The sequence below is a fragment of the Streptomyces sp. NPDC002698 genome (genome assembly GCF_042888945.1).
Lineage (GTDB): Bacteria > Actinomycetota > Actinomycetes > Streptomycetales > Streptomycetaceae > Streptomyces.
The window spans coordinates 110514-128186 of the sequence record NZ_JBIAQM010000015.1 but is presented as its reverse complement, the minus strand read 5'-3'; the positions used below and the strand labels follow the sequence as shown (position 1 = coordinate 128186).

16 protein-coding genes are annotated in these 17673 nt (G+C 72.8%); 11 read left to right on the top strand and 5 right to left on the bottom strand.

Annotated features, from left to right (window positions below):
- Nucleotides 1-136 precede the first annotated feature (136 nt).
- On the bottom strand, nucleotides 137-1009 hold the full coding sequence (locus ACFYW9_RS22245) for a UbiA family prenyltransferase (RefSeq protein ID WP_389152961.1): 873 nt from the start codon (nucleotides 1007-1009) through the stop codon (nucleotides 137-139).
- Nucleotides 1010-1152: 143 nt separating this feature from the next.
- On the opposite strand from ACFYW9_RS22245, the gene ACFYW9_RS22240 reads away from it, so the two are divergent.
- The 6 genes from ACFYW9_RS22240 to ACFYW9_RS22215 all read left to right on the top strand — a co-directional run bounded on the left by ACFYW9_RS22240 (nucleotide 1153) and on the right by ACFYW9_RS22215 (nucleotide 5661).
- Nucleotides 1153-2211, top strand: a complete 1059-nt coding sequence (locus ACFYW9_RS22240; RefSeq protein ID WP_351863465.1) for a 3-oxoacyl-[acyl-carrier-protein] synthase III C-terminal domain-containing protein — start codon at nucleotides 1153-1155, stop codon at nucleotides 2209-2211.
- Nucleotides 2212-2251: 40 nt separating this feature from the next.
- Nucleotides 2252-2785, top strand: a complete 534-nt coding sequence (locus ACFYW9_RS22235) for an isoprenylcysteine carboxyl methyltransferase family protein (protein WP_351863464.1) — start codon at nucleotides 2252-2254, stop codon at nucleotides 2783-2785.
- Complete coding sequence (locus ACFYW9_RS22230; protein ID WP_389152956.1) at nucleotides 2782-3795, top strand: NAD(P)/FAD-dependent oxidoreductase; 1014 nt, start codon at nucleotides 2782-2784, stop codon at nucleotides 3793-3795. Before ACFYW9_RS22235 ends, ACFYW9_RS22230 begins: the two co-directional genes overlap by 4 nt.
- 156 nt (nucleotides 3796-3951) lie before the next feature.
- A complete protein-coding gene (locus ACFYW9_RS22225) occupies nucleotides 3952-4455 on the top strand; it encodes a DUF3618 domain-containing protein (protein WP_389152953.1) in 504 nt (167 codons plus the stop codon).
- Nucleotides 4456-4676: 221 nt separating this feature from the next.
- Nucleotides 4677-5003, top strand: a complete 327-nt coding sequence (locus tag ACFYW9_RS22220; RefSeq protein WP_389152950.1) for a plasmid stabilization protein — start codon at nucleotides 4677-4679, stop codon at nucleotides 5001-5003.
- 103 nt (nucleotides 5004-5106) lie between these two features.
- The gene (locus tag ACFYW9_RS22215; protein ID WP_389152947.1) at nucleotides 5107-5661 is read left to right on the top strand and encodes a DUF6328 family protein; all 555 of its coding nucleotides are present in this window, start codon (nucleotides 5107-5109) and stop codon (nucleotides 5659-5661) included.
- 354 nt (nucleotides 5662-6015) lie between these two features.
- Here ACFYW9_RS22215 and ACFYW9_RS22210 read toward each other — a convergent pair whose 3' ends face one another.
- On the bottom strand, nucleotides 6016-6810 hold the full coding sequence (locus ACFYW9_RS22210; protein ID WP_351863457.1) for an SAM-dependent methyltransferase: 795 nt from the start codon (nucleotides 6808-6810) through the stop codon (nucleotides 6016-6018).
- Nucleotides 6811-7061: 251 nt separating this feature from the next.
- On the opposite strand from ACFYW9_RS22210, the gene ACFYW9_RS22205 reads away from it, so the two are divergent.
- Nucleotides 7062-8519 carry an MFS transporter gene (locus tag ACFYW9_RS22205; RefSeq protein ID WP_389152942.1) on the top strand — a complete coding sequence of 486 codons (1458 nt, stop codon included), beginning with the start codon at nucleotides 7062-7064 and terminating at the stop codon, nucleotides 8517-8519.
- 329 nt (nucleotides 8520-8848) lie between these two features.
- On the top strand, nucleotides 8849-9790 hold the full coding sequence (locus ACFYW9_RS22200; protein ID WP_351863455.1) for a L,D-transpeptidase: 942 nt from the start codon (nucleotides 8849-8851) through the stop codon (nucleotides 9788-9790).
- A gap of 29 nt (nucleotides 9791-9819) precedes the next feature.
- Here the strand turns inward: ACFYW9_RS22200 and ACFYW9_RS22195 are convergent, their stop codons facing one another.
- Both ACFYW9_RS22195 and ACFYW9_RS22190 read right to left on the bottom strand, forming a co-directional pair.
- Complete coding sequence (locus tag ACFYW9_RS22195; RefSeq protein WP_389152937.1) at nucleotides 9820-10701, bottom strand: diacylglycerol kinase family protein; 882 nt, start codon at nucleotides 10699-10701, stop codon at nucleotides 9820-9822.
- Nucleotides 10702-10874: 173 nt separating this feature from the next.
- Nucleotides 10875-12464, bottom strand: a complete 1590-nt coding sequence (locus ACFYW9_RS22190) for an FAD-binding oxidoreductase (RefSeq protein ID WP_389152934.1) — start codon at nucleotides 12462-12464, stop codon at nucleotides 10875-10877.
- A gap of 72 nt (nucleotides 12465-12536) precedes the next feature.
- On the opposite strand from ACFYW9_RS22190, the gene ACFYW9_RS22185 reads away from it, so the two are divergent.
- The 3 genes from ACFYW9_RS22185 (at nucleotide 12537) to ACFYW9_RS22175 (ending at nucleotide 16806) form a co-directional block, all read left to right on the top strand.
- Nucleotides 12537-13136, top strand: a complete 600-nt coding sequence (locus ACFYW9_RS22185; RefSeq protein ID WP_389152931.1) for a TetR/AcrR family transcriptional regulator — start codon at nucleotides 12537-12539, stop codon at nucleotides 13134-13136.
- Nucleotides 13133-14731: a glycerol-3-phosphate dehydrogenase/oxidase gene (locus ACFYW9_RS22180; protein WP_389152927.1), complete on the top strand. Its 1599-nt coding sequence runs from the start codon at nucleotides 13133-13135 to the stop codon at nucleotides 14729-14731. Before ACFYW9_RS22185 ends, ACFYW9_RS22180 begins: the two co-directional genes overlap by 4 nt.
- A gap of 251 nt (nucleotides 14732-14982) precedes the next feature.
- The gene (locus ACFYW9_RS22175) at nucleotides 14983-16806 is read left to right on the top strand and encodes an FAD-binding dehydrogenase (RefSeq protein WP_389152924.1); all 1824 of its coding nucleotides are present in this window, start codon (nucleotides 14983-14985) and stop codon (nucleotides 16804-16806) included.
- A gap of 225 nt (nucleotides 16807-17031) precedes the next feature.
- Here ACFYW9_RS22175 and ACFYW9_RS22170 read toward each other — a convergent pair whose 3' ends face one another.
- Entirely contained in the window at nucleotides 17032-17670 is a 639-nt protein-coding gene (locus tag ACFYW9_RS22170) for a DUF4328 domain-containing protein (RefSeq protein WP_389152921.1), read from the bottom strand.
- Nucleotides 17671-17673: the final 3 nt, after the last annotated feature.

The following is a 17673-nucleotide window of genomic DNA, read 5'->3' as shown; positions in this document are numbered from 1 at the left end:
CGACCGGCCGACGGCCGGACGCCGCCAGAGCCCGTGACCACTCGGCTCGCCGGACGGCTTCGCCGAGGAAGACCCGCACCGCACGGTGCGGGTCTTCCGTGTGTACGGGAACGCGCCACTCCGGGTCCATGACCGCTCAGCCGGGTCCCATCCCGGTGCCGCCGAGCAACAGGCCCACATCGACCGCCGCCACGACGACCGCCGTCGCGAACGCCAGCCGCTCCCTGCGGCGTCCCAGCGCCGTCCCCGTCACCGCCACCAGGAGGACCAGGGCCAGCGCCGTCACCTCGCGCCGGCCGGGCGGCCCCGCGGGCCCCAGCGCCAGCAGCGCGGACGCGATCGCCAGCGGTACCGGGAGCAGCAGCCGGGCACGGCCCGGTCCCAGCCGCTGCGGCCACCCCCGTACACCCGTCACCAGATCGCCGCGGATGTCGGGAAGGACATCGCCCAGATGCGCTCCGACCCCCAGGAGCGCTCCGGCGGCCAGGACCCACCAGGCCGGCCACGGACGGCCGGGCAGCCCGAGCGTCACGAAGGCGGGGAGCGCGGCGAACCCCAGCGCGTAGGGCGCCCAGGACCAACAGGTGGCCTTGAGCCGCAGGTTGTACGCCCATGCCGCACCGACCGCGGTCAGGTGGACGGCGCCGGCCGTGAGGCCGCAGAGGAGCGAGAGGGGTACACACAGGGCCAGCGCCGCGTACGCGGCGGCCCACGCCTGCCCCGCTCCGATCGCTCCGTCCACGACGGGCTTGCCACGGCGGCCCGCCGCGATGTCCCGCCGCGCGTCGAACGCGTCGTTGCACCAGCCGACGGACAGCTGCCCCGCGAGCACGGCGGCCCAGACCAGGAGACAACCCCCGGGACCACGGCCGGTGATCACGGCCAGCGCCGCCGTCAGCGTGGTGACCGCCACGACCGCCCCGGGGTGGCACGCCCGGCCCAGACCGGCCACCAGGCCACTCCCGCGCCCCGCGGTGTCTTTGGCCGTCGTGTGCTCGGGAGTACCCACCCGCCGATGGTAGGAGGCTTCGTCCACGTGGTCCGGGCTCGCCACGGGACGAACGGCCGGACGGGCGATCCCTGGTGGCGATGTGCGGGTCCGGGGAAGGGCTGTGGGGCAAGCCCACCCCAGCCGGTTCGGACGGGAGCCCTATGACGCGGATCGCCGCCGTTCACGGAACCCTCGCGCCGCACCGCTACGACCAGTCCGAGATCACCGACATGGTGGCCCGCAGGTGTCTGCGGGCCGGAGCCGACCGCCGCGCGCTCGACCGGCTGCACCGCGCCGCGAAGGTCGGCGGCCGCCACATGACCCTGCCGCTCGAACAGTACGAGGAGCTGGACGGATTCGGCGCCGCGAACAGCGTCTTCGTCCAGGCCGCGACGGACATGGGGGCCAAGGCCGTCCGGGAGGCACTGCGCCTGGCCGGTCTGGCCGCGGCCGATGTGGACCTGCTGGTCTTCACCTCCGTCACGGGGATCGCCGCGCCCTCCGTCGACGCCCGGCTGGCGGGCCGCCTCGGACTGCGGCCGGACGTCAGACGGGTGCCGATGTTCGGCCTGGGCTGCGCCGGGGGTGCCGCGGGCCTCTCCCGGATGCACGACTATCTGCTGGGCCGGCCCGAGGAAGTCGCGGTCCTGCTGTCGGTGGAACTGTGTTCGCTGACCTTCCAGCGCGACGACGCCTCCTTGGCCAACATGGTCGCCACCGGCCTGTTCGGGGACGGCGCGGCCGCGGTGGTGGCCTGCGGATCCCGTCGTACGGGCGAAGCCGCCGGCCCCACGATCGTGGACACGCGCAGCCGGCTGTATCCCGACACCAGCCGCGCCCTCGGCTGGGACATCAAGGACTCGGGCTTCCAGGTCGTTCTGGACCCGGAGATCCCCGAGCTGGTGCGCCGTCACCTCGCCGACGACGTAAGGGGGTTCCTGGACGACCACGGTCTGAAGACGAAGGACGTCAGCGCGTGGGTGTGCCATCCCGGCGGGCCCCGGATCCTGGAGGCCGTCGGTGAAGCACTCGACCTTCCGGACGGGGCCCTGGACGTGACCTGGCGTCATCTGGCCGACGTGGGCAACCTCTCCTCGTCGTCCGTGCTGCACGTACTGCGCGACACCCTGGCCACCCGCCGGCCGCCCGCCGGCACCCCGGGCGTGCTGCTGGCGATGGGGCCGGGCTTCGCCTGTGAACTGGTGCTGTTGCGCTGGTAGGCCACCCGGCGCACGACATGGAACGGTGGGACACGGACACATGGACTGGTACGCACTGCTGGTGGCCGCCGTCGCCGCCGAACGGGCCGGCGAACTCGTCGTCGCCCGTCGCAACGGGCGCTGGAGCCGTGCGCGCGGCGCGATCGAGGCGGGCCGGGGGCACTACCCGGCGATGGTCGCCCTGCACGCAGCCCTGCTGCTCGGCTGCCCGGCCGAGGTGTGGCTGGCCGGCCGGCCCTTCGTCCCGGCACTCGGCTGGTCCATGCTGGCCGTGCTCGCGGGCGCCCAGGCGCTGCGCTGGTGGTGCATCGCCACCCTGGGGTCCCGGTGGAACACCCGGGTGATCGTCGTGCCCGGCCTGCCGCTGGTGGCTCGCGGCCCCTACCGGGTGCTGCGGCATCCGAACTACGTGGCGGTCGTCGCGGAGGGTGTGGCCCTGCCCCTGGTGCACACCGCCTGGGTCACGGCGGTCGTCTTCACGCTGGTGAACGCCGCCGTGCTCACGGTACGCATCCGGTGCGAGAACCGGGCACTGGCCGGCGTGGCCACCTCGTTCGGGTCCGTTCCGGCGTGATCGACGTCCTGGTGGCCGGTGGCGGCCCGGCCGGTCTGGCCGCCGCGATCCACAGCGCGCTGGCGGGCCTGGAGGCGGTCGTGGTCGAGCCGCGGACCGCGCCCGTCGACAAGGCCTGCGGAGAAGGCGTCATGCCCAGCGGCGTCGCCGGGCTGCGGGCGCTGGGCGTCGAACCCGTGGGGAAGGAACTGCGCGGAATCCGGTACGTGGACGGCACCGCCCGCGCCGAGGCGTCCTTCCGCGGCTCCCGCGGCCTGGGCGTCCGCCGTACCGAGCTGCACCGCGCGCTGCACGAGCGCGCGCTCGGCCTCGGTGTGCGGATCGTGCCGGGCAGGGCGGGGGAGGTGCGCCAGACCGCGGACACGGTCACCGCCGCGGGACTCACGGCGCGCTGGCTGATCGCCGCCGACGGCCTGCACTCCGCCGTCCGCCGCGGCCTCGGGCTGGAACTGCCCGGCGGCGCGCACCGGCGCTACGGTCTGCGCCGGCACTACCGTGTCGAGCCCTGGACGGACTTCGTCGAGGTCCACTGGTCCGGCCGGGGCGAGGCCTACGTGACACCGGTCGCCGACGACCTGGTCGGTGTCGCGGTCCTCAGCCGCGTGCGGCGCGGATACGACGAGCACCTGGCCGGCTTCCCGGACCTCACCGCGTCGCTGCGCGGGGCCGGGGCCACGGAGGTGCGGGGCGCCGGGCCGCTGCTCCAGCGGGTACGCCGCAGGGTCGCCGGACGTGTCCTGCTCGTCGGCGACGCGGCGGGCTACGTCGACGCCCTCACCGGCGAGGGGATCGCCCTCGGCCTGACGACGGCCGGTGCCGCCGTCCGCTGCCTCGCGGCGGGGAGGGCGCGGGAGTACGAGCGGGCGTGGGCCCTGCTGACCAGGCGGCACCGGTTGCTGACCGGCGCCCTCCTGGCCGCGAGCCGCCGCCCCGGCACCGCCCGCATGGTCGTCCCGGCGGCGGCCCGGCTGCCTCCGGTGTTCACCGCCGCGGTCCGCGCCCTCCAGTAGCGCGGCGGAAACCTCACCGACGGGGAAACGGCGAGAACCGCCCTGGACCGCCTGGTTCGGGGTACCCGGGTCCCGAGCGACGGCCGGAGCACGCTGGGTCCCGACAATCCAGGCCCTCGTGGCCACCGTGATCGCGATCAAGAGGAGTGCCCACCGATGAGTGAACCGTCCGACGACAAGCACACCCCCACGACACCCGGCGAGATGCGTGAGCAGGTCGAGCGGACCCGCGCCGAGCTGGGAGAGACGGTCCAGGCACCGGCCGGCAAGGCCGATGCCAAGGACCGTGCCAAGGACAAGGGCGTCGAGGTCAAGGAGAAGACCGTGGAGATGGCCGAGCAGGCCAAGGAGAAGACGGCCGAGGTCGCCGAGCAGGCCCTGGCCAAGGCGGGCGAGCTGAGGACCAGGGCGGCCAGGGCCGCGCACACGGTGCAGGACAAGGTGCCCGACCCGGTCAGGGACCGGGCGGCCCAGGCCGCGGACCAGGTGCGGGACAAGGCCGCGCAGGCCGGCGGCGTGTGGCAGGAGAAGGCACCGGAGCCCCTGCGGCAGCAGGCGGCCCAGGGAGCGCGGCTGGCGCGCGAGAACCGCACGCTGGTTCTGGCCACGGCGGGCGCCGCCGTCCTCCTGTGGCTGGTGCTCCGCCACCGGAAGGGATGAACGGGCGGCCGCGCGGAGCGGCGTCGGGCTGATCCGCCGCGACGCGCGGTGCTCCTGTCCGCCGGTGTCCACCGCCGCAGGGAAGTCCCCGGCCGTCCCGGTGCGGGGACTTCCGCCGTTCCCGGGCCGCAGGGACGCGATTCCGGGAGACCCGTGAGGCCGCGGACCAATCGGGGGTACCCGATGCCACGTACGGGCCGCATCCAGGAGGAGGGCGCACCATGCCGGCGGGATCGAACAGGAAGCGCGAGCGGCAGTACGAACACATCAAGCAGAGCGCGCAGGACCGCGGGGAGTCCACGAGCCGCGCCAAGGAGATCGCGGCCCGCACGGTGAACAAGGAGCGGGCCAGGGCCGGCGAGTCCGAGACGGCGGGCAAGGCGTCCTTGCGCGACCCGAAGTCGGCGTCGCAGCGGGGCGGCGAGCGTTCGCACTCGGGGGCGCAGGGCCCCACCAGGGACCAGTTGTACGAAGAGGCCAGGAAGCGCGACATCCAGGGACGCTCGTCCATGAGCAAGCAGCAGCTGAAGAACGCGCTGGGCCGTTGAGCGACGTACCGCGGCGCCGAACGGGAGACCGGCCGTCGGCCGGGAGACCGCGTCACACGGCGCGTCACACGGGCGGGCCGCGACACGAGGGGCGGCTCGGCGGATGGTGCCACCAGGAGAGGGACTGCCGATGCAGGGCGACGAACGGACCGACGGACGCGATGAATCACCCGAGGAGCGGGCCGACCGCAAGTGGGCCGACCTGCTCCAGGAGATCCGGGTGGCCCAGACCGGCGTGCAGATCCTGTTCGGTTTCCTGCTGACCGTGGTGTTCCAGCCGTCCTACCGGCGGCTGTCCGAGGCGGACCAGACCCTGTACATGGTCACGATCGTCCTCGGTGCCGCGGCCATCGGCGCGCTGGTCGCCCCCGTGGCGTTCCACCGCATCGTGACGGGCCGCCTCATCAAGCCGGAGGCTGTCGTATGGGCGTCCAGGCTGACCCTGCTCGGCCTGCTGCTCCTGCTGCTCACCATGATCTCCTCCCTCCTGCTGGTGCTGCGCGCCGCCACCGACGACGACTCGTACGTGCCCTGGATCGTCGCGGGTGTGGCCGGGCTGTACATCCTGTGGTGGCTCGTCATCCCGGCGGTTCTTCGCGTGCGCATGGCGGACCGCGCGGCCGGCTCCCGCGACGAGGACAGCGGTGGAGCGGACTGAACCGGACGTCCGGCACACGCCCCGGGTGGGACGGCCGTGGAGGCCGTCCCACCCGGCGGACGCGGGTCGCGCGATGTCCGGGAGCGCGTGGGGGGCGTCTCGCCGTCAGCGGTTGCGGATGGCGCTGGTGGTGAAGAATCCGGTGGCGGCGGCGGCGACAAGAGCACAGACAGACAACAGCATGGTTCGACGCACGGGACGTCCTCTCTGACGGAGCGTGAGTTGGCACTGTGCACAACGCCGGTCATGCCGTCGGGGGCTCGCCGCCGCCCCATACGCCACCCGCATGGACGCGCTGCCGCTCCGCGTCGCACGGATCACCGGGGCGCGGCACATCCGCCGTCCCCGTGCCGTTCAGCGAACGCGGGCCACCGCCGTGTAGATGCCGCTGTCCTCCGGCGCCGGCGCCGGTACCTCGCCGGACCGGACCCACTGCGTCGCCGTCACGAGCCCGGGGGAGACGAGGTCGAGGCCGTCGAAGAAGCGCTCCACCTCGGCACGGGTACGGAAGCCGAGCTGGATGCCGCCCTTCGCGTACTCGGCGGTGACCTGCGCGGAGAGCTCGGGGAACACGTCGGAGGAGGCGTGCGACAGCACCAGGTAACTGCCCGGGGGCAGGGTGTCGACGAGGTTGCGGACGATGGAGTGGGCGTCCTGCTCGTCGGGGATGAAGTGCATGAGCGCGATCAGCGACAGCGCGATCGGACGGCTGAAGTCCAGCACGTGGCGGGCGTGCCGGACGATGTCCTGCGGCTGCCGCACATCGGCCTGGATGTAGTCGGTGACGCCCTCGGGGCGGCTGACCAGGAGCGCCTCGGCGTGACGCAGCACGATCGGGTCGTTGTCGGTGTAGACGACCTTCGCCGACGGCGTGATGTCCTGGACGATCTGGTGCAGGTTCGGCTGGGTGGGGATGCCGGTGCCTATGTCCAGGAACTGGTCGACGCCCTGCTCGGCGAGCCAGGCGGACGCCCGCTGCATGAACTCGCGGTTCTGCCGGGCCGCGTCCCTCGCCTCGGGCGGCAGCTTCTCTCCCACGGCCTCGTCGACCGGGTAGTTGTCCTTACCGCCCAACAGCCAGTCGTAGACCCGCGCGGGATGCGCCTTGCTGGTGTCGAGCGGCGGAAACGACTGTCGGTCGATCGTCATGCTAGCTCCCATCGCACCACGGAAACGCGGGCAGGCCAAGTGTTCGATCATCCTACTCGGAGCGGTCATGTGGTCGGCACCGTAAGGGAGTTGAGCGGACGAGGAGCCGCCCGCGAGGAACGGGACGGGCCGGGCGCCCCCGCCGGGGGGTCGCAGAGCCGCGCGGCCGGCCGGGCAGGGCTCCGGTTGCGGGGCTCCGCGGGCGCCCGCAGGCTGGCGGGAGGAGTGACCCGTGGCAGGGGATGGTCGTCGTGAGCGGATCCGCAGGCCGGACGACGGGACTGTTCTCACGCCGGGACCGCGCCGTCATCGCCGCCGCCTCGATCGCGATGCTGCTGGTGGAACTGGACTGGTTCGCGCTGAACCTGATGCTGCCCGTGATCGCCCGGGACTTCGGGACACCGGCCACGAACCTTCAGTGGCTCGTGAGCGGCTACATGCTGACACTCGGGGCACTGATGATCGTCGGCGGGCGGGCGGCCGACCTGTACGGCCGCAGACGGATCATCGTCGTCGGGCTGACCGGCTTCGCCGTGATGTCGGTGGTGTGCAGCGCCGCGCAGAACGCGGTGTGGCTGACCGGGGGACGAGTGGTCCAGGGGATGGCGGCGGCCCTGGTCCTGCCCATCGCGGTGGCGGTGGTGACCGCGCACTTTCGTGACAGCCGTCAGGGCCGGGCCGTCGGGACGGTTCTCGCCTTCAGCGCCGTCGGCACCGCGCTGGGGCCCTTCGTCGGCGGTGCCTTCGCCGAGCTCGTCAGCTGGCGCGCGGTCTTCCTGCTGAACGTTCCGTTCTGCGCGCTGGCTGTGCTGCTGATGCTGCGGTACGTGACGGAGTCGCGGGACGAGGGGGCCACGCGGGGGATGGACCTGCCGGGCGCCGTCACGCTGGCCGGCGGTCTGACAACCGTCATGATCGCCGTCGACCAGGGGTCGGACTGGGGCTGGGGCTCGGCGGCCACCCTGGCGTGCTTCGCCGTGGGCGCGTCGACGCTGGCCCTGTTCGTGGCGGTCGAGCGGCGGGCGGCGGAACCGCTGATCGACCTGACCCTGCTGCGCAACCGGCCGTTCGTGACCGTGACGGTGGCCGGGACGGTGTCGAACATCGTGTACTGCCTCGTCGCGGTGCTGGCGGCGCTGTATCTGGAGCAGGCGCGGGGGCTGTCACCGCTGGAGTCGGGAGTGGTCTTCCTGGCGCTGTCGGCGGGAGTCGGCGCGGCGAGCTACTGGTCGGGCCATCTGGCGCACCGGTGGCGGGCGGAGGTGCTGATGGCGGTGGGGCTGTTGCTGAGCGGGGTGGCGCTCGCCGCGCTGACCTGGGCGCATCCCCTGCCGCTCTACGCCGCGGTGTTCGCGGTGGTCGGAGCGGGCGTCGGGCTCGGCTGGGCGCTCACCAACGCGGCCACCCAGTCGTACGTGTCCGCCGGGCGGCTCGCGGCCGCGTCGGGCCTGGTGCTCACCTCCCTGGTGCTGTGGGGCGCGGTGGCCGTGACGGTGGCCGCGACCGTGCTGGAGGAGGTCAGCGGGTCCGCCGGCGGAGCGGCGTCCGACGGCTCGGCGATCAACGGGGTGCTGCGGGTGGTCGCCGTGCTCGCCGTGGCCGGTGCCGGAGTGCTGGTACCGCTCGTCCGTTCCGGCGCGGGAACGTCCACGGGACAGCACACGACGGCGCCCCAAGAGGTCGACGCGGCCCGGCGAACGCGCTCCTAGAATCCCGGCCGGCGCAAGGAACCGTACGAGGCCGGGGCCGACGGCGCGGTGCGGTTCCTCTCCCGGCGTCCGGGCCGCGCCGACGCCGGCGCACAGGCGTGAGCCGGCCTGAAGCGGGTACCGGTGACCGGCGGTGCGGCACCGGTGGCCGGCACGCGCTCTGACCGATCCACGGGGCGTGAGCCTCCCGAGTCGGGTTTTGAACCGCGCTTTGCACACGTACTGCAACCGCGGGCCGGTGCCCGCAGTCCCAATGAACAGTGAGGCAGGGACGATTGTGAGCCGGGGTAAAAGTGAAGCGACGTAACGGGATATCGACGGCACTCGTCATGGTTGCGGTGCTGGCGGGGGCCAGTGCCTGTGGCGGGGGTACGCCGAAGGCGAGTTCGGACGACGGAAAGGCGGGGTCGAAGAAGCCGACGGCCAGTGCGAAGCCGTCTCCATCGAAGCCCGCCGGGCCACCGATGCTGCTGGAGACGATCACGCCGCAGACCGGTGCCACGGTCGGCGTCGCGATGCCGATCTCGGTGATCTTCACGAACCCGGTGGCCCAGAAGGCCCGCGCCGGTGTCGAGAAGCACATGAAGGTCACCAGCTCCCAGCCGATGACGGGCGCGTGGCACTGGTTCGGGGACCGGCGCGCCGACTGGCGGCCCAAGTCGTACTGGGCGAGCGGTACGAAGGTGAAGATCACCGCCGACCTGAAGGGTGTCGCCAACGGCAACGGCCGCTACGGCACGCGTTCCTACGTCCACGACTTCACCGTCGGCGACGACGTCCGCGCGGATGTGTCCGTCACCGGCCACACCATGAAGGTCACCAAGAACGGCGCGCCCGTACGGACCCTGTCGATCAACGCGGGCAGCGCCGAGTACCCCACGTGGAACGGCGTGATGGCGGTGATCGACAAGCAGGAGAAGGTCCACATGACCTCGTGCAGCGTCGGCATCAGCTGCAACAAGGGCGACGCGAACTACTACGACCTGACCCTTCCCTGGGACGTCCACCTGACCCAGTCCGGGACCTACGTCCACTACTCGACCGGCGACCCGAACCCGGGCAGTGGCAGCGCCCGGGGCTCGCACGGCTGTGTCCACCTCTCGATCACCGACGCCAAGTGGTTCTACGGCCAGGTCAAGCAGGGTGACCCGGTCTCCGTCACCGGCTCCCCGCGCGCGAAGGCCTCGGCCGACAACGGCTACGCCTCGTTCAACCTGAGCTGGGACCAGTGGCTGGCGGGCAGCGCGAGCGGAGAGACCGCCGCGGGGTGACCTGCGGTGGCGCCCCGGGGCCGGGGTGATCAGAAGAGCATGGCCAGATCGCCCGGCCGCACCCGGGCCGTGACGGGGAGGGCGGCCTCGACCTCCCCGTCGGCACCGTAGGGCACGGGCCGGTCGGCCTCGATGCGGATCTCCCGGCCCCGCAGGATCACCACTTCCGGCCGGGACACGTGCGCGCCGGTCTTCAGCTCGTTCATGAGGGTGAAGAACAGCCGGCGCGGGGCCTCGCGGATCATGACGACGTCCAGCAGGCCGTCGTCCGTCAGGGCCAGCGGGGCGATGATGCGCCCGGAGCCGTAGTAGGCGGAGTTGGCGGCCACGACGGTGTAGCCGCGGTGGAGGTGTTCCTCCCCGTCGACGGTGACGCGGTACGACACCGGACGCCAGCCGGTGACCGCGCGCAGGCCGCCGGCGTAGTACGAGGCGGCCCCGCGCAGCAGGCGTGCGTGGTTGGCGTGCTGATTGGCGAGCGCGTCGACGCCCGCGTACACGCTCCCGAGAACCACGGTGCGCGCGTGCACCGCGGATTCCACCTCGATGGTGTCGACGCGCCGGGGCTCGTGGTGCAGCAGGACGCGCGTCAGGTCCGTGGCCGCGGTGGGCAGTCGGAGCGCGCGGGCGAAGTCGTTGCCGCGTCCGGCCGGTATCAGCCCGAGGACGGTGCCGGTCCCGCTCAGGGCGCCGCCGATCCCGCCCGCGATCCCGTCGCCGCCCACGGCGAGGACGACCCGGCCCCGCTCCCCGGCCCGGAGCGCGAGCTCCCGCGCGTGGGCCAGGCTGCGGCTGTACTCGGTCTCCAGACCGGCTCCGGCCTCCCTGAGCAGGCGGGCCACCGGGAGCAGTGCCGCCGCCCCGGTGGAGCCGCCCGCGGTGGGATTGACGACGGCGGTGAACTGTCGCATCGGTGTGCCTCCGGGCAGTGACGGGTGAGACGGAGCGGGCAGGGGCGGAGCCTGTGTACGGCGGCGGTGTCGGGCCGGGGCCGGCGGTACGGCTGTACGCGGCGGGGTCCGGGCCGCCGGAGCCCGATGACGTGGCAGGGGCGCCGGGCCGCCGCCACGTCACCGGGGCGGTGTCAGTCGACGGGCAGCAGGATCCCGGGATTGAGGACGCCGTCGGGGTCCAGCCGCCGCTTGACGGCCCGCAGGGCCTCGACACCCAGCGGCCCCGCTTCCCGGAGGTACCAGTCACGGTGGTCCGTTCCCACCCCGTGGTGGTGGCTGATGGTTCCGCCCGCGCTCAGCACGGCCTCGTTGGCGGCCTCCTTGGCCGGCGTCCAGTGGGCCACGGCGTCCTCGCCCTGCGCGGAGACCACCGTGAAGTAGAGCGAGGCACCGTTCTCGTAGACGTGCGAGATGTGGCACATGACCAGGGGCGGGGTTCCCGCGGCGGTGAGCGTCTCGGTCAGGGCGGCGCGCACGGCGGCGTAGAGCTCGGGAACGCGGGACCAGAAGGTCGCGGTCTCCAGGGTCTCGGCGAAGGCCCCGGCGTCGAGCAGCGCGTCACGCAGATAGGGCGCCGAGTAGCGGCCGTGCGCCCAGCGGTCGCCGGGTTCGGCGCCCAGGTAGGTGCCTCCGGCGGCGCGCAGGACCGCCGCGGCTTCCTCGCGGCGGCGCGCGGTCTCCTCCTCGGTCCCCTCGTACCCGGCGATGGCCGTGCAGCCGGCGGCCGCGGAGGCCTCGGCCGAGCCGATGGCGTCGGGCTGGGCGAGTCCGACGAAGGTCTCGGTCTCGTCGGACAGCCGCAGCACCGTGGGGCGCGGCCCGTCCTGGGCGAGCCGGCGCAGCGCGGTGGCCCCCTCCTCGAACGAGGCGAACCGCCATCCCTCGTAGACACGCGTCCGCGGCAGCGGCCTGATCCGTACGGTGACGGAGGTGATGACCCCGAAGGCACCCTCGGAGCCGAGGACCAGTTGCCGCAGGTCGGGGCCGGCCGCCGACCGGGGGGCGCGGCCCGTGTCCAGGGTGCCTTCAGGGGTCGCGAGGGTGAGTCCGAGGACCATCTCGTCGAAGCGGCCGTATCCGGCGGAGGCCTGGCCGCTGGAACGGGCGGCGGCGAACCCGCCGATGGTCGCCCACTCGTAGGACTGGGGGAAGTGCCCGAGGGTGAAGCCGTACTCGGCCAGGAGCGCCTCCGCGTCGGGAGCGCGCAGGCCCGGCTGGAGCGTGGCGGTCCGCGACACCGGGTCGATGCCGAGCATGGCGTTCATGCGGCGCAGGTCGAGGGCGACGAAGGCGCTCCGCTCCGGGGCGAGGCCGCCGACGACGGAGGTGCCGCCACCGAACGGGACGACGGCGAGGCCGTGTTCGGCGCAGACGCGCAGTACGGCGAGAACCTCGTCGTGGGTGGAGGGCAGGACGACGGCCCCGGGAGCGTCCCCCGCGTCGCCCGCGCGGAGCCTCAGCAGATCGGGCGTCGACTTCCCGCGGGTGTGCCTGATCCGGGTCTCCGCGTCGGCGCGCACGTGCTCCGCGCCGCCGACGGCGTCCGCCAGCGCGTCCAGGGCCGGGCCCGGCAGGGGCTCGGGAACGGAGATCTCGTCGAGAGCGTGTGCGGCGGTGTCCCGCGGTTTGACGCCGAGCAGATCCCGCAGCAGGCCGGTCACCGAGTCGGGCAGCGGCGCCGCCTTGGCCGGGTCGCCCCAGCCACTCCACAGCATGTCCATGAACTAGTCCTCATCGGTCGGTCGCGACGTGCCGTCTCCCGCACAGCAGCACGGGGCGTTACACTGTGACACATGACGCCTATTCGTCACAAGCACTCGGACGGCGACCCCGTCCTCGACGCCGTACGCGACTGCGTCCTGGCGGTCGGAGTCCGGCGTACCACCCTGACCGACGTGGCCCGCCGCGCCGGTGTCTCGCGCATGACGCTCTACCGGCGCTGGCCCGATGTGCGGTCGCTGGTCGGCGACCTGATGACCCGTGAGTGGATCGACGTGGCGACGCGCGCCATGCCCGAGCCGCACCCGGGCAAGGACACGCGGACCCGGATCGTGGACGGTCTGGTGGCCGGGGTGGAGGGCTTCCGTGCCCACCCGCTCTTCCGCAAGATCATCGACGTCGATCCCGAACTCCTGCTCCCCTACGTACTGGACCGCCGCGGAGCCAGCCAGGAAGCCCTCCTGGAACTCCTCGCCGACGCCCTGGAGCAGGGGCACGCCGACGGCTCGGTGCGGCTCGCGCCCACGGGAAGACAGGCCCGTGCCGTACTGCTCGTGGTCCAGTCCTTCACCCTGTCGCTGCGGACCATGACCGACGAGGACGACCCCGAACTGACCAGCACGGCCTTTCTCGACGAGCTGCGCACCCTTCTGGAGAGGACCCTCACGCCATGAGTCCCACGAGCAGTCCGTCCGGCCCGGCGGCCCCGGCGCCCGGATTCTCGCTCTCCGCCGCCCGCCGCCGCCGTGAACTGGCCGAGGCGGTGGGCGGCGACACGGTGGACGTCCTGGTGATCGGACTCGGCGCCACCGGCGCCGGGGTCGCCCTGGACGCGGCCGCGCGCGGTCTCGACGTCGTCGCCGTCGACGCCCACGACCTCGCCTTCGGCACCTCGCGCTGGAGTTCCAAGCTCATCCACGGCGGACTGCGCTACCTGGCCTCCGGACAGCTCGACGTCGCCCACGAGAGCGCGGTCGAACGCGGCGTCCTCATGGAACGCACCGCCCCCCACCTGGTTCGCGCGCAGCCCTTCGTACTGCCCCTGACGCCGCTCGTGTCACGCGGTCAGGCCTCCCTGGCCTGGGCCGGCTTCCGGGCCGGGGACACCCTGCGACTGGCGGCGCGCACCTCCCGCGCCACCCTGCCCGCTCCGCGCCGCCTCTCCGCGGTGGAGGCCCGGCACCTGGCGCCCTCGGTGCGCCCGGCGGGCCTGCGCGGCGGCCTGCTGTCCTGGGACGGCAAAGTGACCGACGACGCCCGGCTCGTGACAGCGCTCGCCCGCACCGCGGCCGCCCACGGCGCGAAGATCCTCACCCGGGTCAGGGCCCTGGAGGCGGGCGGGACCGTCACCCGGGTCCGCGACGAACTGACCGGCGAACAGGGCGAGATCAGGGCCCGCGCGGTCATCAACGCGTCCGGCGTCTGGGCGGGCGACCTGGTCGAGGGCATCCGTATCCGCCCCTCGCGCGGAACGCATCTGGTGCTGCGCGCCGACCTGTTCGGACCGCTGCCCGCCGGGCTGCACATCCCGATCCCGGGCGAGACCAACAGGTTCGTCCTCGTCCTGCCGCAGGACGACGGCCGCGTGTACGTGGGCCTGACCGACGAACCCGTCGACGGGGACCTCCCGGACGTGCCCCAGGTCCCGGAGTCGGACATCGGCTTCCTGCTCGACGTCGTCGGCTCCGCCCTGGACACCCCGGTGAGGCGCCATGACGTCGTCGGCGCGTTCGCGGGGCTGCGCCCCTTGCTCGACACCGTGCCGGGCCGCTCGGGAGAGGCCGCCCGCACCTCCGACATCTCCCGCCGGCACGCCGTCCTCACCTCCGACGACGGGGTGACCACCGTGGTCGGCGGCAAACTCACCACCTACCGGCGCATGGCCCAGGACGCCGTCGACGCGGCGGTCGAGGCCCGCGGTCTGCGTGCCGGCCCCTCGACCACCGCCTCCCTGCCGCTGGTCGGCGCGGCGGCCCCGCACCGGCTCGGGTCCCTCGCCGCCCCCGGCCACCTGATCCGTCGCTACGGCGCCGAAGCCCCCGCCGTCGACGCCCTCGCCGCCGGCGATCCCCGGCTGGGCGAGCCCGTGGTGCCAGGACACCCCGTCACGCGGGCCGCGCTGCTGTGGGCCGTGCTGCACGAGGGCGCCCTCGACGAGTCCGACCTCCTGGACCGGCGCACCCGCATCGGCCTGGTGCCCGAGGACCGGTCCGCGGCCCTGACCGCGGCGCGTGAAACGCTCGACGCGGCTGCGGAGCACTCCGTCTGACGTCTCGTCAGAACAACTCGCGCGGACGGCGGAGCCGACATGCGGCCCGCCGTTCCGCGTACCCCAACTCTGGCCCAACTCCCTCTATTTCAAGGTCTGTTGTAACGCGGACCTCATGAGCTACCGTCGGTAACAGCTGCCGGTTAACCCATCGGTAACACCTGCCGTCGGCTCATCGGTGACGCCTTTGCGCCTCGGCACCCCGCGCGCGTATCTCCCGTACCTCCGGCACCTCTTGACGAAAGGCAGCCATGGAGAACTCCAGAGGCAACTCCGCATCACGTCACGGGAACGACGCGGAGGCGGGAGGGGGCATCACACGCCGTCGCGCCCTCACCGTCACCGGAGGGATGATCGCCGGAGCCGCGCTCGCCGCCCAGGCCTTCCCCGCCTTCGGCGCCGAGTCGCAGGACGCGGACGCGATCGTGGTCGGCCACGGGCTCGCCGGGCTGGTCGCGACCGCTGAACTCGCCGCGGCCGGACGGAAGGTGCTCCTCCTCGACCAGGAGCCGGAGGCCAGTCTGGGCGGTCAGGCGTTCTGGTCCTTCGGCGGACTGTTCTTCGTCGACTCCGACGAGCAGCGGCTGATGGGTGTCAAGGACTCCCGCGACCTCGCCTGGCAGGACTGGCTCGGCAGCGCGGGCTTCGACCGGGGCGTCGGTGACCCGTCCGGCCAGGACCACTGGGCGTACAAGTGGGCCGAGGCTTATGTGAACTTCGCGTCGGGTGAGAAGCGGTCGTGGCTCTCCGGCCTGGGCGTGCAGTGGTTCCCGGTCGTCGGCTGGGCCGAGCGGGGCGGCGGGCTCGCGGACGGACACGGCAACTCGGTACCGCGCTTCCATGTCACCTGGGGCACCGGTCCCGCGGTGGTCGAGCCGTTCGAGAAGAAGGTGCGCGCCGCGGTGGCCGCGGGCAAGGTCACCTTCAAGTTCCGCCACCGGGTCGACGGGATCGTGACGACCGGCGGGGTCGTCACGGGCGTCCGCGGCGCGGTTCTGGAACCGAGCGGCGCGGCACGCGGGAAGCCCAGTTCCCGTACCGTCGTGGGTGACTTCGAGCTGCGCGCCCCGGTCGTCGTCGTCACCTCCGGGGGCATCGGCGCCAACCACGATCTCGTACGGCAGAACTGGCCGGACCGCCTCGGCGCACCGCCCAGGTCCATGGTCACCGGTGTGCCCGCGCATGTGGACGGCCGCATGCTGGCGATCACCGAGCAGGCCGGCGGCCGGATCGTGAACCCGGATCGGATGTGGCACTACACCGAGGGGCTGCGCAACTACGCCCCGATCTGGCCCGGTCACGGCATCCGCATCCTGCCCGGTCCGTCGTCGATGTGGTTCGACGCGCGGGGCCGCCGCTTCGGCAGCCCCGACATCCCCGGCTACGACACCCTCCACACCCTCAAGTCGATCACGGGTTCCGGCTACGACTACTCCTGGTTCGTCACCACGCAGAAGATCCTCGCCAAGGAGTTCGCGCTCTCCGGCTCGGAGCAGAATCCGGACCTCACCAACAAGGACGTGTGGAAACTGCTCTCCCGGATCTGGCAGAGCCCGGAGCCGATCGAGAAGTTCAAGAAGAACGGCGCCGACTTCGTGGTCGCCACCACGCTCGCCGACCTCGTCACCGGGATGAACAAGCTCACCGGCGACAACCTCGTCGACCGTGCCGACCTCCAGCGCCAGATCGAGGCCCGTGACCGAGAGATGGACAACCCGTACACCAAGGACGTCCAGGTGATGGGCATCCGGAACGCGCTCGCCTACGTCGGGGACTCCCTCAGCCGCACGGCGCCCGCCCACAAGATCCTGGACCCCGACGCCGGTCCGCTCATCGCCGTACGGCTCAACATCCTCACGCGCAAGACCCTCGGCGGCCTCCAGACCGACCTCTCGGGCCGGGTCCTGAACGCTTCCGGCAGCCCGGTTCCCGGTCTGTACGCGGCTGGTGAGGTCGCCGGCTTCGGTGGCGGCGGCGTTCACGGCTACCGCTCCCTGGAAGGCACCTTCCTGGGCGGCTGCCTCTTCTCCGGCCGCCAGGCGGGACGCGCGGCGGCGGCCGCCACCGCGACCTGACGACCGACGACGATGCCGGGGAGGGGGCAGGCCGCCCCCTCCCCGGCATCGAACAGCTGCTCCTGCACCGTGCCCGCGCACTACACCTGCTCGCGCACCGGTGGCGGCGGCGGTGGCGGTGGAGGTGGCGGCAACGCGACGGTGGCGTTCATGGTCTCCACTCCGGATCGGACGTGGTTCGTCCTGATCGCGACACCCTCGATCCGATGACCGAGGGTGTCGCGGTCACACAGCCGGTGCGGCGCGTTCCAGCCTGCGGACGAGCTGCCGGACGACGACGATCGACAGCCCTGCGGCGCAGATGTCCAGACCGTCGCTGAACATGATCTGCCACAGGGCATGCCGAGCCTGGCTCGCGCTGACCGCCTTCTTCAGATCGCCGGAGGCATCGCCGTAGGCGTTCGCCGCGACGAGGACGGACAGCCACCATGCCGTGAGCAGGGGATGTCCCCGACGGCGCCGCGGTTCCGGCCGGCCGGCGGCCCACAGATCGTTGACGAACATCTTGGGTACGAAAAGCTGCGCCACTGGTATCACCCACCCGAATACCAGCCACGCTCTGCGCCGGCGCTGTCCCTGGCGCCAGAGGACATCCGCGACGTCGCGCATGCTGGCGAGCCAGAGGCTGAACTGGAGCAGGGCCATGAGAAGCAGAGCGGTCCGCCAGCCCATCAGGTTCCTGAAGTACGTGTCGGCCTCGACCAACGGGTTGTCGACGTAGGGTCCTCGCGCCAGGGGTCCGGCCAGCAGCCGGTACTTGTACCACGCCACCAGCCCGGCCGCGAGGGTCACCAGCGCGAACGCGGCGATCGCGCCGCAGGCGAACCGGGCCTGTCCGCGCGGCACCCTGACCGATCCGGTCACTTC

Coding starts and splice junctions, on each gene's coding strand:
- ACFYW9_RS22195 (WP_389152937.1), bottom strand. CDS start 10,701: ATGCGACAGTTCACCGCCGTCGTCAATCCCACCGCGGGCGGCTCCACC.
- ACFYW9_RS22210 (WP_351863457.1), bottom strand. CDS start 6,810: ATGACGATCGACCGACAGTCGTTTCCGCCGCTCGACACCAGCAAGGCG.
- ACFYW9_RS22220 (WP_389152950.1), top strand. CDS start 4,677: ATGCCGGCGGGATCGAACAGGAAGCGCGAGCGGCAGTACGAACACATC.
- ACFYW9_RS22200 (WP_351863455.1), top strand. CDS start 8,849: ATGGTTGCGGTGCTGGCGGGGGCCAGTGCCTGTGGCGGGGGTACGCCG.
- ACFYW9_RS22215 (WP_389152947.1), top strand. CDS start 5,107: ATGGTGCCACCAGGAGAGGGACTGCCGATGCAGGGCGACGAACGGACC.
- ACFYW9_RS22185 (WP_389152931.1), top strand. CDS start 12,537: ATGACGCCTATTCGTCACAAGCACTCGGACGGCGACCCCGTCCTCGAC.
- ACFYW9_RS22190 (WP_389152934.1), bottom strand. CDS start 12,464: ATGGACATGCTGTGGAGTGGCTGGGGCGACCCGGCCAAGGCGGCGCCG.
- ACFYW9_RS22175 (WP_389152924.1), top strand. CDS start 14,983: ATGGAGAACTCCAGAGGCAACTCCGCATCACGTCACGGGAACGACGCG.
- ACFYW9_RS22240 (WP_351863465.1), top strand. CDS start 1,153: ATGACGCGGATCGCCGCCGTTCACGGAACCCTCGCGCCGCACCGCTAC.
- ACFYW9_RS22235 (WP_351863464.1), top strand. CDS start 2,252: ATGGACTGGTACGCACTGCTGGTGGCCGCCGTCGCCGCCGAACGGGCC.
- ACFYW9_RS22180 (WP_389152927.1), top strand. CDS start 13,133: ATGAGTCCCACGAGCAGTCCGTCCGGCCCGGCGGCCCCGGCGCCCGGA.
- ACFYW9_RS22225 (WP_389152953.1), top strand. CDS start 3,952: ATGAGTGAACCGTCCGACGACAAGCACACCCCCACGACACCCGGCGAG.